The following is a 13,791-nucleotide window of genomic DNA, read 5'->3' on the forward strand; positions in this document are numbered from 1 at the left end:
CCCAATGTGTCAGAAGCCGAAAGTGTTTGGGGCGGATTGCCCGGGAGCTCGCTGTCCGCAACCGGACGGTCACCGCACGGTTGGTCACAGTGGGCGCCTGGGGCGTTACCCCGGTGATCCGCGTCTCGACGGCCGCCCCTCGGAAGGTGTCCCGGCGGGCCCCTCCCGCTCAGCCCCGCTCAGCCCCGCACGGCCAGCCCGGGGCCCTCCGCCTCCGTGCCGTCCGGCCCGGCGGTGCCCGGCGCCCCTGTGTCGTCCGGTTCGCTGGACGCGACCAGGCGGCAGCCGACCAGGAGCACCTGTTCGACGCGCTCGTCGCGGACCCGGCGGGCGATCGCGGCGGTGGCGGCGAGCTCGGAGACCTCCGCCGAGCGGGCGCCGAGGAAGGACGCCGAGGCCAGGTGGTCGGCGTACTCGGCGGTGGAGTCCACCGCCTCCTGGCACTGCTCCCACTCCCGGTGGGCCGCCGCGGCCCCCCTGACCAGGCGCCCGTACTCGCTGATCTGTGCGACGCGGGAGCGCACCGCCTCCGCCACGGCGTGCAGGTGCTCCCGCTGGGGCTTGAGCGCCTCCCTGACCCGGGGCGAGACAGCGCTCTGCCAGCGGCGCAGGTGGGCGCGGCGCAGCTCGCGCTGGCGGGCCAGGAGCGAGGCGATGCGCCACTCCTCCTCACGCAGGACGGCCAGCGCCCGGTCGGTGTCCAGGGCCTCGCCGCCGAGTGCGTCGCGGGCCCCGTCCACGAGGTCGATCACGTGCTGGACCTCCAGGAGGAGGGCGTGGTCGCCTCCGCTGAGGTCGTCGGGCAGGACCACGTGTTCGCGGTACCGCTCCCCGGCGCGCCCCGGCGCCCCCGTGGTGAGGGTGTCGGCGACGGCCGTGATGACGAGCAGTCCGAACAGCACCCAGGGCATGCCCGGGAACGGGTCCTGGGGGAGGGTGTCCGTCAGCCACGCGGGAGCGAAGGCGATCGTGCCGGCGCCCACGAGGACGCCCGCGGCGCGCGTGGCGGGACGGGTGTCCCGGCGGCAGGCCATGGCGGCGACGTAGGCGACCAGGCTGATGCTGGTGATCACCATGCCCAGGTACCAGCCCGCGGTGAGCAGGGCCAGGGCCGTCGTGAACCCGACGCCGAACAGGTGGACGCCGCACTCGCGTATCCGCACCAGGCGGGTGAGGACCTCCCCGCCTCCGCGTGGGGAGAACAGGGGAGGGGACTCCGCCTTCCGGCGGACCTCCTCGCGCTGGTCCTCGGGCAGGTCGGGGTCGACGACGGGTCGCGGCCGGATGACGTCCTCACTCATGGGCGGTCCCTTGTGAGTGCTGGGTCGGTCGGGGATGCGGGGGCGGGCACTCGGGGAGGAACCCGACTGGGTAGGAGATGCCCATCACCGGCGCGCCCCGAACCTGGCATCTTGCATGCCTTTGCCGCGATTTGTCCGCGAGTGGTCCGAAACCTTCACCGGATGATCTTGCCCGTACTGGCGTGCTCGGCCGCCGACGCCGCCGCTACGGGCAAGATCATCGCTGTCGGGCGCCTCCGGTCGGCCCCTACACCTGCCCGTCGCGCCCGCCCGAGGGCACCAGGCCCTCGTCCTCCTCGCCGGGGCGCTGGCGGGTGGGGTTGGTGTCCAGCCAGCGCGTCAGGTTCTCCGAGACCAGGTCGACGCCGATCCGCCCGGACCTGCCGTCCAGGTCCCGGAACACGCACTCGCCGTTGCCGAGGTTGCGCAGTACCGCGAGGTGGTCCTCGTTGGGCTCGATGCCCAGCAGGGACATGACGCTCTCCACCTCGAAGCGCTCGCTGGAGCGGAAGGCGAACACCGAGGACAGGCAGTTGGTGACCTGCTCGTTGAGGAGGTCGCCCGCGTTCTGGGAGACCAGGATGAGCGCGGTGTTGCGGGAGCGGCCCATGCGGGAGACCTCGGGGACGAGCTTGGCGCCCTCGGGCGTGGAGGTGACCGCCCAGGCCTCGTCCAGGAAGATCGCCTTGGGCAGGTGCCGGTCCAGGCCGTTCATGAGGCGGCGGGCGAACTGGGACACCAGATAGAGCAGGGCCACGGACAGGCGCTGCTCGTAGGAGTAGTCGTCGCGCCCCACACCGGAGTCGGGCAGGGTGAGCCCGCCCAGGGTGAACACGGTGGTCCAGCCCTCGGTGTCGATCTGTGCGTCGCCCTGGGGATCGAAGCACAGGCTGGCCAGCCGCATCTCGGACATGGACTGCAGGACGGCGCCCAGGTTGCGCGAGGCCGCCCCGGAGGAGGAGACGAGGTGGTCCACGACCTTGGCCAGGGAGGGCTGGGGCTGGTTGGCGACGGCGGCGACCGCCTGGATCATGGCGGACTCGCGCTCCTCGCTCATACGGGGCAGCAGCAGGCGCAGGGTCTCGGTGGCCATGGTCTTCTTGGCGGGCAGGTCGTCGCCGAAGGCGAAGGGGTCGAGCAGGCCGGGCTCGGCCGAACCCAGGGACATGATGCGGGCCTTGCGGCCGCGTCTGCGCAGGAGTTCGACAAGGGACTCGGCATCGCCCTTGGGGTCGATGGCGGCCACGGTGACCCCGCGCAGGGCGAGTTGGTAGATGAGCAGGAGCGCCAGTGTGGTCTTGCCGCCGCCGGGCTCGCCGGTGATGGCGATGGCGGTGGGCCGGTTGCGGGCCGCGGCGACCATGGGGTCGAAGTGGACGATGGAGCGGGCGCGGCCGAGGGTCTCGCCGATGTAGGGGCCGACCCAGCCGCCGCCGGTGTGGTCGACACGGTCGCCGACGTCGACGGTGGCCGTGGGCATGCCGCCCGCGATGGTGCGCAGCGGCTGGCGCTGGGCGTAGGCGTTGAGGCGGATGCGGTCGCCCGGCAGCGACTCGTTGAACAGGGAGAACTGGTCCCCGGTGGAGTTGATGACGTCGATGCCGATGTCGCGGTAGTGCTCCACGACCGCCTCGACCTGCTGGACGAGGAGGCGCTCGGTGGGCGCGGACACCATGAGGCGGTGCCAGCCGTAGACGAAGGGCAGGCGCTCCTTGGTGATGCCGTGCTCCAGCATGCGGGCGGCGTCGATCTGCTCGGCGAGCGCGAGGGGCGCCTCCACCCCGGCCTCTCGGATGTGGGCGTCCATGTCGCGGGCGTGGGCGAGCTTGCGGCCGACGTCCTTGGAGGCCTTGGCGGGCGGGATGAGCTTCATGCGCAGGGACATCTCGACCGGGAAGGGGAGCGCGTCGGCGTGGTGCATCCACGGTTCGCCGTCCGGGAAGGGCATCAGGTCCGGGAAGCGCGCGAAGGACAGGAACGCGACGTGGGTGGACCCGGCGGGCTGTTCGAGGCGGAGCGTGGAGCGGCCGTTGTGCACGACGCCGTCGACGAGCGCCTCGATCTCGCCGCGCCCCCAGGTGCGCCGGCCCACGGCCGAGGGACGGATCTCCTCGGCGGTGCCGCTGACGGCGTGCCGGACGAGCCAGGCGATCTCGTCGGAGGTGGCGTGGCGGGCGTGCAGGGAGCTGGCCGCCAGTGCACGGCCGAGACGCTCGGACTGGTCGGTCCAGCGGGCGATCTCCCTGTCGTCCACGGCGTCGTCGTTGACGCCCAGGACCTGCTCGGTGCGCTGGTAGGCGCCGAAGAGCTGGGAGAAGAGGCCGAGGCCGGCGCCGGGGTTGCGCTGGCCGAGGCGGACTCCGAGGTAGACCTCCTTGGTCCAGAAGTCCTTGGCCCACACGTGCCGGTACATCTCGTCGAGGTAGTCGTACCAGCCGGGGCCGGAGTCGGAGGTGCCGTCGAGCCGGGTGGCCCAGTCGGCGGCCGGGTAGGTGCGGTGGGCGACGCGCAGGTGGACCTCGGCGTCGTTCATGCGGATGGCGGCGAGGGCGATGGTGATGTTGGTGGCGAGCGCCTGACGCTCCTCGGGGGTGGTGAACTCGTAGGAGACCGTCGGCAGGCGGAAGTAGGCCCAGGCCTCGTTGTCGCTGAACAGCACGCGGTCGTCGAAGTAGCGGACCGCGAGGCGGGTCGCTCCGCGGGTCCCCCTGGTGCCGGTCATCTGGTAGCCCTTCTGGTCGCGTCACGTGGCGGGGTGTCCCGGGGTTCGAGGGACGCTCCCCGGAGGGCGTGCCCGGCCGGGCGCCTGTGCCACGCCCCCATAGTGGAGCATCGTGCCGGAGCCACAGAAGCGGACCGGGTTACGGCGCGCCAGAATCTTCGCGGAAAGGCCCCGGAGAGGGCGCGGATGGGCGCGGAGGGACATAGGGAGACGGCGGGGAACGGGATCGGGCCCGCCTCCCGGAGACGGGCCCGACCTACCGGAGGGCCGGTACGTGTTCGGTGGACACGTCCTAGCAGTCGGTGTTGATGGTGCTCCGGATGGAGGACTTCTCCGACGGGGTGACGGTGAGCCCGTACCTGTGCTTCACGTTGACCCAGGACTTGACGTAGTCGCAGTGGATGGACCTGTTCGTCGGCATCCACTGGGACGGGTCCTTGTCGCCCTTGGAGCTGTTGCTGCTGACGGTGACCGCCCACAGCTGGGGTGAGTCGACGTCGTTGGCGAAGGCGCGGCGGCGGTTGGTCGTCCAGTCGGCGGCACCGGTCTTCCACGCCTCGCTGAGCGGGACCATGTGGTCGACGCTGATCTGGGAGACGTCGCCGCCCCACCACACGTTGTCGAAGGCGCTGTACCAGCGGCCGGAGGTCGGCTGGCAGTTGCCGTCGGTCACCACGCTGTGGCCGTCGCGGACCAGCACGTGCTGGCGGGCGGTGCAGGGGCTGTCGACGACGTTCCAGTGCGGGAAGAGGCTTCGGTCGTAACCGGTCTGGGGCCCCTTGGCCCGGACCGTGAGGGAGTTGAGCTGGCTCTGGGCGGCGGAGGTGCCGGGGATACCCGGGGGCAGGACGTGGTGGGCGGAGGCCGGGGAGGTCCAGCCGAGAACGACGGCGAGGACGACCGCCGCGACGACCGAGAGCGCGCGGGGGAAGGGGGACATGCTTTCTCCTCATCGAGCGGGCGGAGGAAACAAAGACCCCACTACTGTGCGACGCCCCGGCCTTTCGCGCCATCCCTCCGGGGAGAACTCCCCGCAAAGCCGGGATGACGCCCCGGGCACACGAAGATTATGAACCACCCTCTGAACCATGTCCGTGTGATTTAGTGCACAGGAAAGGTGCGCTCTGTAATGGCATTCCGCAATGGCGACAGTCGCAACCGGACGACCTGCGACGATGCACGAACCAATCCGCCCATAGTCACCCGGGGTGAGGAAATGCAGGTAAGCGGTCGGATGCAGCCAGAAAGGAGAGGACGAGGCACGAAAAAGCCCACACCGAAAATAATATATCCTCCCATATAGTATAACTGTCATACCCAGAAAGAACTTTGCTAAACAAAGCTTTTCCGGAGCGGTGAATGAGGGATGCCTAGCCTTTGTTAAGTTTGCGTGTCGTAGGAAAAACCGTCGACCTCAGAGAGGATGAACCCCGGAAGGGGATCGATCATGACTCTGCAGATGGATCTTCCGACAACGACCGCGGACGAGTACCCGACCCGCAAGAGCGGCGAACCCGCTCTGCTGTACCGCAAGAACCCCGCCGTCTGGGGCGCTGGTGACGGCCCCTTCACCTCCGACGAGATCAAGGGCTACGACGACCGCGGCTACACGCAGGTCGAGTCCATCGTCACCGCCGACGAGGTCAAGGCCTACCGCGCCGAGCTGAAGCGGCTCAGCTCCGACTCCCAGCTGCGCAAGGACGAGCGCGTGATCGTCGAGCCCACCTCCGACGAGGTGCGCTCGGTGTTCGAGGTGCACAAGATCAGCAAGGTCTTCTCCGACCTGGTGAACGATCCACGCCTGGTCGAGCGCGCCCGCCAGATCCTCGGTTCGGACGTGTACGTGCACCAGAGCCGCGTCAACTACAAACCGGGTTTCGGCGGCGGCTCGTTCTACTGGCACTCGGACTTCGAGACCTGGCACGCCGAGGACGGCATGCCGAGGATGCGGGCGGTCAGCTTCTCCGTCGCGCTGACCGAAAACTACACGCACAACGGCGCCCTGATGATCATGCCGGGCTCGCACAAGACGTTCGTCTCGTGCGTGGGCGAGACCCCGGAGGACCACTACCGGTCCTCGCTGAAGAGCCAGCACGTGGGCACGCCCGACCAGCAGTCCCTGACCTACCTGTCCGACCAGCACGGCATCGACGTGCTCACCGGCCCGGCGGGCGGGGTGACCGTGTTCGACTCCAACTGCATGCACGGCTCGGGCGGCAACATCACGCCGTACCCGCGGTCGAACGTCTTCATCGTGTTCAACAGCGTCGAGAACGCCTGCGAGAAGCCGTTCAGCGCCCCCAGCCCGCGTCCGGAGTTCCTCTCCGCGCGTGACTTCACCCCTGCGGGTCGCTGATCCGACACCCTGAGCCCCCGTGTGGGGCGGGCCCCGAGCCCGCCCCGCACGGGGGCTCCGCTGTGCCTGGACCGTCCACCGACGTCCGCCACCGGCTGCCGGCCACCGCTGCGCCGGCTACTGCTGGGTGAGGGAGGTCAGGGAGTTGACCAGGACCCCGCCCAGGGCGCCGTGGGCGCGCTTGGTCGCCGGGCGCAGGGCACCGACGTCGATCCTGGTGTAGGACGAGCCCAGGTGGTCGTCCCACGGGATGCGGACGATGGCACGGCAACGGCCGCGCGCCACCCGCTCGGCGGCGTCCACGGCCTGGAGGCTGCGCTTGCTGACCCCGTTGACCACGAGCACGGACCTGGCCCGCAGGGCACCGTAGCCGTTGCCGTCCAGCCAGTCGAAGGTCATGGAGACCGCGCGCTCGGCGTCGGCGTTGGCCGGGGCCACCAGCACCAGCCCGTCGGCGACCGGCAGGGCGCGCGCCACGCCCGTGGCCGCCGGGTCCAACAGGGTGATGCCGTAGAAGCCGCCGAGCAGGGACGCCAGGTGACCGTAGTCGCGGTCGTCCAGGGTCTGCACGTAGGGGTCGTCCAGGGTCTGCACGACCTCCAGGCCGGTCCCGGTCCGGCTGGTGTAGCCGCCCATCTGGGAGTAGTCCTGGACGGTCCCGGCGTTGGCGAGCAGGGCGGTGAGGGTCTCGGGGGTCTGGGCGCCGATCCGGCGGGAGAGCCCGTTGGGCCCGGGGTTGACGTCGACCGCGACGACGTGGTCGTCGCGGTGCGCGGCCAGGGTGTGGCCGACCATCAGCGTGGTGACGGTCTGCCCGGCACCGCCGGTGCAGCCCAGCACGACCAGGCTGCGCGGGCCGTCCAGGGGGGTGCGCAGGCGCTCGATGTCGCTGGCGGGCAGGTCGGAGCGGACGGGTGCCGCGCCGCCGGTGACGACCTTGGCCAGGCGCCGCCAGCCGCGGGTGCCGCCGGAGTCGCCGGCGGGCTCCTCCGGCCGGGCCTCGGCCGGTCCGGAAGCCTGCGAGGGGACGCCGTTGGGCGTGTCCCCCAGGCGCTCCTGCTCGCCGGTCCCGTGGTCGAGCTCCAGCGCGGGCCTGGGCTCGGAACCGGACTCGTGCTCGCGCCCGGACCCGGCCGGATCGGGCCCGGGTGACCCGGACCCGGAAGGTCCGGGCTCCTCGCCGGGCGCGGGCTGGCCGAAGAGGTGGCCGATCCTGCGGGCGTTCTGCGCGACCCGGTGGAAGACGCCGTCGTGGGGACCGCCGGCCTCGTGCGTGTCCTGGTCCGCGCCTTCGGAGTGCGCGGGCCGTTCCGGGGCGGTGCTCTCGGACGGGTCCCGGTCCTCCGTCCGCGGTTCGCCGTAGGTGGCCCGGGTGAAGGACCGTTCGGCGGCCAGGGCCTCGGCCATGCTGGGATTGGCCCGGGGATCGCGGACGGCGCCGCCTCCGCCGCGGGACGCGGGACGCGGGTCCCCGGGATCGGAGGCCGCGGTGCCCCGGTCCGGGGAGGGATCTTCGCCACGGGACTCACCGGAGGAGGCGGACCGGGCGGCCTCACGGCGCCGCGCCAGGGCGGCTGCCTCGTCCTTCTCAAGGTCGGCGGCGGTACGGCGACGGTCCTGTTCGGTGTCAGCGTCCGCACGGACGTTGGCGTCGCCGCGCCCGGAGTCGTCCCGGACCTCCACGAAGCTGACGAGTTCACCGGTCCCGTGGTCGAGCTGGGTGGGCGGTTTGGACTCCTCGGTACGCGCGGAGGCCTCCACCGGCGCCCCGGTGGTCGGCTCCCCCGCGTCGGGGGCGTCCTCGGACCCGGATGGGGCGGCGTCCTCCTCGCGCAGCTCGTTGGCGGGGATGACCGGGTTGCCGCGATCGCCGACCTTGGGCTGGTCCGGATGGCGCTTCCTGCCGTCCTCGAACCACTCCGAGGGGTCCTTGACCTCACCTCCGCGCTCCCGCGCGGGAGCGGCGTCGGCGAACTTGGGGCGCGGCGGCGCCGGGGTGTCCGCGGTGCTGAGGTGCTGGTCGAGCACGGACATGTGCTCGTTCCACTCCGGGCCACGGTCCTCGGGCTCCTCGCGCGGCTGCGCGGACATGGCCTCCTGCTCGCCGGTGCCGTGGTCCAACTGCAGGGCGGGCTTGGGGGATGGTGGGGGCCCGGCGGCCTCCTCGGCGGCGGCACCGGCCGCGTCCTCCCCCGTGCGGGGCGCGTCCGCGTCCTCGGGCGCGGTGCCCTCCCGTTCGGAGGGGGGAAGCCAGGGCACGGCACCCGCGGCACCCGCGGCACCGGCGTCGGTCGCGGAACGGCCGGTGGCCGCCGCGTAACGGGCCGCGTAGTCCGACATGTCGGCGTAGCCCGCGGGGTCGGCCTTCTCCTCCCTCTCCCCCAGCTCCCAGGGTGCGGCGTGGGGACGGTCCTCCCTGCGCCGGGGCTCCTCCGGAGCGTCACCGGTGTCCGGGAGCCCCTGTCCGCGGGCGCGGACGGCCCGCCGCTCCTTCGGGCCGCGCTCGCGCGTCCCCTCCGAACGGCGCTCCTCCAGGTCCCTGGTGACCTGGATGCCCTGCGTCCGCCCGCGCAGGCGCCGGGCGGCGGGCGTCTCCTCGTCGGTGTCGGAGACGGGAGCGTGCGCCACCTCCTCGGCGCGGACGCGCTCACGGGACCGCTCGCGGGAGCGCTGCCGTTCGGCCACCGCGTCGGCCATCTCGTCACGGCTCATGGCGGCGGTGTCGCCGACGCTGTAGGCGCTCTTGGAGGTCAGGCCGACGGGGGTCTGGCCGGAGGAGGCGCGCAGGCGCGCGAACCACGCGTCACTGTCGCGCTGCTCCTCGCCCTCGGTCTCGTAGACCGCCTCCCCGGCGAAGTCGTCGTCGGGGCCGCCGGGCCGGTCACGCCCGTCCGGCTCGGGACCGCGGACCTCCTCCGGAGTCCCGTACGCCTCCGGTCCGAGGCCGAGGCCGAAGTAGTCGAGTACGCGGCGGCCGATCCCGCGCCGGGGCGGCCGGCCTCCGTCGCCGGTACCGGTGCCGCCGCCGAAGGCCTCGGGTGTGCCGGGCGCCTCCTCGGGAAGGCGCGACGACGGACCCCGCCGCTCCTCGGGATCCGGGCGCGCGGCGACGGCCACGGGGACCCGCTCCGCCCCGGCCGGGGCCCTCCGCTCGGGCGTGTCCGGCCTGAGGGGCGCGGCGCCCGACCTGGCGGGTGTTCCCGCCGTTCGTTCCCGGCTCTTCGTATCCTTCGCGCTCTTCGACCTCGCGGGCGCCTCGGCCGGGGCCCTCCCGGGCCCGACCGGTGTGTACACCGGCTCGTCCTCGACCACCGGATCGTGGTCGGCGGGGGCGGCCACCCCCCGCAGCGGGGGCGCCTCGGAGCGGGCGGCGGCGCCCTTGGCCGGGGCCCCGCCGACCTCGGGTACGGCCGCCTCGCGCTCGGCACGGCGGCGTCGCCCCGTCAGGGGCAGTGGACCGGCCTCGGGGTGGCGGTGCCACACGCGCACCGCCACCCGGACCTCGGCGGGCTCGTACTCGGGCGCCAGGCGGTTGTACACCCGCGCCTCGGTGAGGAAGCGCGCCTGCGAGATGAGCAGTTCGGTGAGGCGCTTGCCCTCGACCACCGGCCGTGTGGCCAGCACCGTGATCACTCCGGGCGGGACCACCCACAGGACCAGGTGCCAGCCGTTGCCGAACACGAACGGTGCGTTGAGGACGCTGAGCAGGACCACCCAGAGCGCGAACACGCCCAGCGCCACCCCGAAGGTGCCCACCGGGAGCGGCATGGGCAGCCGGAAATCGTAGAGCTTGTAGAGCCGCTTCTCGATACGCCAGATGTTGGTGTACGTGGGCAGATCCACGTTCCCGGCCTCCCTCGCCTATTCCGTCGATACGCCCATCGCTCGGGCGATCGCCACCGCGATGACCTCGATGATGCCGGGGACGTAGAAGACGATCCCGATGAAGATCGCCAGGATGATGAACTGCGCGAACCGCGTGATCTCCCTCGTGAACAGGAAGAACACCGCCACGATGGACACGATGACGAGGAAGAGGGGCCCGAAGAACCCGCGCAGGAAGTCGGCGAGGCCGCCGGTGTCGGGGGCGTCCTGGGTGGCCTCCGCCGCGAGGAAGAGCAGGTCGGCACCTCCGGCGGCGTGGAACACGTCCGGTGTGGAGGACATCAGGGGGAGCATGTCAGGAGCCACCCCCCGGTGTCGTTGCTGGTGTGCGCATGGTCCTTCTCTTCTCCTTGCCTACGGACCCCGTCACTCGCCGAACGAGCGTGGGGCGCCCTGGATGTCACGCACGTGCCACTCACTGCCGGAGTCCACGACGGTGACCAGGTAGTTCTGCGTCAGCTGTCCGGCTTCGTCCCCGTCGGAGGCCGGGAGGTTCCACTGGACGGTGACCGCCGCCTGTCGTATGTCATCATTCCCGTTCGAGGCTTGGGATGGCACCGTAATATCGGACAGTTCAGCGAATTCCAGACTGTTCTCCGGAAGTGGGGCGATCGCGGCCCCCGGTTCCAGGTAGCGCTCCAGGTGCGCCGACTCCCCCGCGTAGGCCTCGAAGAAGCCGGGCAGCACCTCCTCGAGCTGCTCCTGCGCGCGCGGATCGGTCTCGAAGGAGGAGCCCTCGGGCAGGGAGGCCTGGGCGGGCGCGGCCAGCAGGGCGGGGCTGCCGGAGACCACCAGGGCGTCACCGTCGGCGTAGACGGGCACGTCCAGGCGCATGGGCTCACCGTTGACGTCGGCACGCACGACGACGAGGGCGTTGTGGTCGTCCGCCACGTCCACCGCGGCGACCGCGAGGTTCTCGCCGGTGAGGCTGTCGGCCGGGACGTCGAGGTCGGCGGCCTCCCCCTCGGGGACGAACGCCGCCAGGTCGGACAGGCGCTCCTCGGGGTCGGCGGTGTTGAGGTAGGTCTCGGCGAACCGGAGGCCGAAGCCCGCGGCGGCGGTCTCCGGGTAGGTGACGGTGTCGCCGCTCCCGGGCTCCTCCGCCGTGTCGGGCAGGGCGAGGCCGCCGCGCAGGGGGAACCAGATGCCGTTGAAGACGACGACGATGATGAACGCCCACAGGACGGCGCGTCCCACGCCGACCCACCAGCGTCCGCCGGCTCCCGCCCGCAGCTTCCGGGCGCGGGGGGCGTCGAACTCCCCGCCGCCGTCCTCCCGGTCACGCGCGGCGGTGCCGCGCCGTGACGCACTCGCCATCCCCGCCTCCTGCACACAGTTCCGTACCGCCCGCTTCGGGCGGCGTATCCGCCATGCCTTGTCTACCCCATCCCTATAGTGAGGCATTGTGCGGGTTGGGAGCGTCCTTGGTGACTCCGCGTTTCCCCCTCAACCGCACATTGCGTGCACTGGTTGAACTTCTCAAAAGGTGCACAATACGGCAATAGTCCAGCTAACTCACCCTGGGGTTGTGCACTTCGGCGCAATTCTGGTCGGACCGGAAAGGGGTTAGTTTCCCTGCGGAGAGCAAGATGTGTCCCCCGGGGGGCAGGGAACCGCTGCCCGGGCGTCACCGATCGACCGATCGGGCCGATCCGGTCCCCAGCGCGGGTCCACCGTGCGCGCCCGGGGACATGTCCTAGATTGACGTCATGCTCCGATACCTCGCAGCCCGGGTGTTCTGGTTCCTCAGCCGGTGGAAGCTGGACACCGGGCCCAAGCCCGACCGCCCCACCGTGCTGATCGGTGCTCCGCACACCTCCAACTGGGATTTCGTGTTGATGCTCGCCATCTCCTGGCGCCTCCGCCTGGAGCTGCACTGGCTGGGGAAGCAGAGCCTGTTCACGGGCTGGCGCGGCCCGGTCATGCGCGCGCTCGGTGGGATCCCCGTCGATCGCGCGAATCCCGGCCGGGTCGTCGACGACGTCGTCCGGCGCGTGCGGTCCGGCGAGACCTTCGGCCTGGTCATCACCCCCGACGGCACCCGCAGGGCGCACACGCACTGGAAGTCCGGCTTCTACCGCGTCGCCCGCGAGACGGGGATGCCGGTGACGCTCGGTTTCGTCGACCGCACCACGAGGACCACCGGGCTTGGCCCGACCTTCGAGCTGACCGGCGACGTCGCGAAGGACATGGACCGCATCCGCTCCTTCTACGCCGACAAGGCGGGGCACAGCCCGGAGCGTCGCGTCGAACCGCGCTTGCGCGAGGAGGGCGGCGCCGGCTGACCCGCGTCCGGGCCCGACGATCGATCTGAGGAACACCAGGCCCGGGACACGCGAAGGGGCCGCGGGTCGCGCTCGGCGCGTCCCGCGGCCCCTCCTCGGCCCGTGGCCGGGTCAGACGTTGAAGCGGAACTCCACCACGTCGCCGTCGGCCATCACGTAGTCCTTGCCCTCCATGCGGACCTTGCCCGCGGCGCGGGCGGCCTGCATGTCACCCGCCTCGACCAGGTCGTCGAAGGAGACCACCTCGGCCTTGATGAAGCCGCGCTGGAAGTCGGTGTGGATGACACCGGCCGCCTCGGGGGCGGTGGCGCCCTTCCTGATCGTCCAGGCTCGGGCCTCCTTGGGCCCGGCGGTCAGGTAGGTCTGCAGGCCGAGGGTGGCGAAGCCGACCCGGGCCAGCTGCACCAGGCCCGACTCGGTCTGGCCCATGGACTCCAGCAGCTCCTGCGCCTCGTCCTCGTCCAGCTCGACCAGCTCGGCCTCGATCTTGGCGTCCACGAAGATCGCCTCGGCCGGGGCGACGAGCTCCTGGAGCTTGGTGCGCAGGGCCTCGTCGGCGAGCTCGTCGGTGTCGAGGTTGAACACGTAGATGAACGGCTTGACCGTGAGCAGGCTCAGCTCGCGCAGGCGGCCCACGTCCACACCCTTGGCCACGGACAGCGAGGTGCCCTGGTTGAGGACCTCCTCGGCGTCGCGGGCGGCCTGGAGCAGTTCCTGGGCGTCCTTGTCCTTGGCGTTGCGCTTGGCGTCCTTCTCCAGGCGCGGGATCGCCTTCTCCAGGGTCTGGAGGTCGGCGAGGATCAGCTCGGTGTTGATCGTCTCGATGTCGCGGGAGGGCTCGACGTCGCCGTCGACGTGCGTGACGTCGGGGTCGTCGAAGGCCCGGATCACCTGGCAGATGGCGTCGCTCTCGCGGATGTTGGCGAGGAACTTGTTGCCCAGGCCCTCACCGGTGGAGGCGCCGCGCACGATGCCCGCGATGTCGACGAAGTCCACTGTCGCCGGGAGGATCTTCGCCGAGCCGAAGATCTCGGCCAGCTTCCCGAGCCGTGCGTCAGGCACGCCCACGACTCCGACGTTGGGCTCGATGGTCGCGAACGGGTAGTTCGCGGACAGAGCGTCGTTCTTGGTCAGCGCGTTGAAAAGGGTGGACTTGCCGACGTTGGGCAGGCCGACGATCCCGATAGACAGACTCACAAGACCAGAGTCTATGCGGCCCCACAGGTGGGACGATCCGTCCCT

9 protein-coding genes are annotated in these 13,791 nt (G+C 71.4%); 2 read left to right on the forward strand and 7 right to left on the reverse strand.

The window, feature by feature from the left end; all coding sequences use genetic code 11:
• Nucleotides 1–179 precede the first annotated feature (179 nt).
• From FYX01_RS23805 to FYX01_RS23815, 3 genes are all read right to left on the reverse strand, one after another.
• The gene (locus FYX01_RS23805) at nt 180–1,301 is read right to left on the reverse strand and encodes a hypothetical protein (protein ID WP_223830620.1); all 1,122 of its coding nucleotides are present in this window, start codon (nt 1,299–1,301) and stop codon (nt 180–182) included.
• A gap of 247 nt (nt 1,302–1,548) precedes the next feature.
• Entirely contained in the window at nt 1,549–4,023 is a 2,475-nt protein-coding gene (locus tag FYX01_RS23810; protein WP_150245330.1) for an ATP-binding protein, read from the reverse strand.
• A 292-nt stretch (nt 4,024–4,315) separates the two neighbouring features.
• The gene (locus FYX01_RS23815; protein WP_150245335.1) at nt 4,316–4,963 is read right to left on the reverse strand and encodes an HNH endonuclease family protein; all 648 of its coding nucleotides are present in this window, start codon (nt 4,961–4,963) and stop codon (nt 4,316–4,318) included.
• Between the two features lie 507 nt (nt 4,964–5,470).
• Here FYX01_RS23815 and thpD point away from each other — a divergent pair.
• Nucleotides 5,471–6,379: an ectoine hydroxylase gene (gene thpD / locus FYX01_RS23820; protein ID WP_190394462.1), complete on the forward strand. Its 909-nt coding sequence runs from the start codon at nt 5,471–5,473 to the stop codon at nt 6,377–6,379.
• A 117-nt stretch (nt 6,380–6,496) separates the two neighbouring features.
• On the opposite strand, the gene FYX01_RS27115 is transcribed toward thpD, so the two are convergent.
• The 3 genes from FYX01_RS27115 to FYX01_RS23835 all read right to left on the reverse strand — a co-directional run bounded on the left by FYX01_RS27115 (nt 6,497) and on the right by FYX01_RS23835 (nt 11,581).
• Complete coding sequence (locus FYX01_RS27115; RefSeq protein WP_150245338.1) at nt 6,497–10,222, reverse strand: TcpE family conjugal transfer membrane protein; 3,726 nt, start codon at nt 10,220–10,222, stop codon at nt 6,497–6,499.
• An 18-nt stretch (nt 10,223–10,240) separates the two neighbouring features.
• On the reverse strand, nt 10,241–10,558 hold the full coding sequence (locus tag FYX01_RS23830; RefSeq protein ID WP_150245341.1) for a hypothetical protein: 318 nt from the start codon (nt 10,556–10,558) through the stop codon (nt 10,241–10,243).
• A 72-nt stretch (nt 10,559–10,630) separates the two neighbouring features.
• Nucleotides 10,631–11,581 (reverse strand): conjugal transfer protein, encoded by a 951-nt coding sequence (locus tag FYX01_RS23835; protein WP_150245344.1) that lies wholly within the window; start codon nt 11,579–11,581, stop codon nt 10,631–10,633.
• A gap of 392 nt (nt 11,582–11,973) precedes the next feature.
• On the opposite strand from FYX01_RS23835, the gene FYX01_RS23840 reads away from it, so the two are divergent.
• Nucleotides 11,974–12,549 (forward strand): 1-acyl-sn-glycerol-3-phosphate acyltransferase, encoded by a 576-nt coding sequence (locus FYX01_RS23840; protein ID WP_150245347.1) that lies wholly within the window; start codon nt 11,974–11,976, stop codon nt 12,547–12,549.
• A gap of 111 nt (nt 12,550–12,660) precedes the next feature.
• Here the strand turns inward: FYX01_RS23840 and ychF are convergent, their stop codons facing one another.
• Nucleotides 12,661–13,746, reverse strand: coding sequence for a redox-regulated ATPase YchF (gene ychF, locus FYX01_RS23845; RefSeq protein WP_150245350.1), 1,086 nt, complete (start codon nt 13,744–13,746; stop codon nt 12,661–12,663).
• Nucleotides 13,747–13,791 lie beyond the last annotated feature (45 nt).

The sequence above is a fragment of the Nocardiopsis quinghaiensis genome, from assembly GCF_008638365.1.
Classification (GTDB): domain Bacteria; phylum Actinomycetota; class Actinomycetes; order Streptosporangiales; family Streptosporangiaceae; genus Nocardiopsis; species Nocardiopsis quinghaiensis.

What these genes read in the sequence shown, in the direction of transcription:
- FYX01_RS23805 (WP_223830620.1), bottom strand. Translation starts at nt 1,301, where the DNA reads ATGAGTGAGGACGTCATCCGGCCGCGACCCGTCGTCGACCCCGACCTG.
- FYX01_RS23810 (WP_150245330.1), bottom strand. Translation starts at nt 4,023, where the DNA reads ATGACCGGCACCAGGGGGACCCGCGGAGCGACCCGCCTCGCGGTCCGC.
- FYX01_RS23815 (WP_150245335.1), bottom strand. Translation starts at nt 4,963, where the DNA reads ATGTCCCCCTTCCCCCGCGCGCTCTCGGTCGTCGCGGCGGTCGTCCTC.
- thpD (WP_190394462.1), top strand. Translation starts at nt 5,471, where the DNA reads ATGACTCTGCAGATGGATCTTCCGACAACGACCGCGGACGAGTACCCG.
- FYX01_RS23830 (WP_150245341.1), bottom strand. Translation starts at nt 10,558, where the DNA reads ATGCTCCCCCTGATGTCCTCCACACCGGACGTGTTCCACGCCGCCGGA.
- FYX01_RS23835 (WP_150245344.1), bottom strand. Translation starts at nt 11,581, where the DNA reads ATGGCGAGTGCGTCACGGCGCGGCACCGCCGCGCGTGACCGGGAGGAC.
- FYX01_RS23840 (WP_150245347.1), top strand. Translation starts at nt 11,974, where the DNA reads ATGCTCCGATACCTCGCAGCCCGGGTGTTCTGGTTCCTCAGCCGGTGG.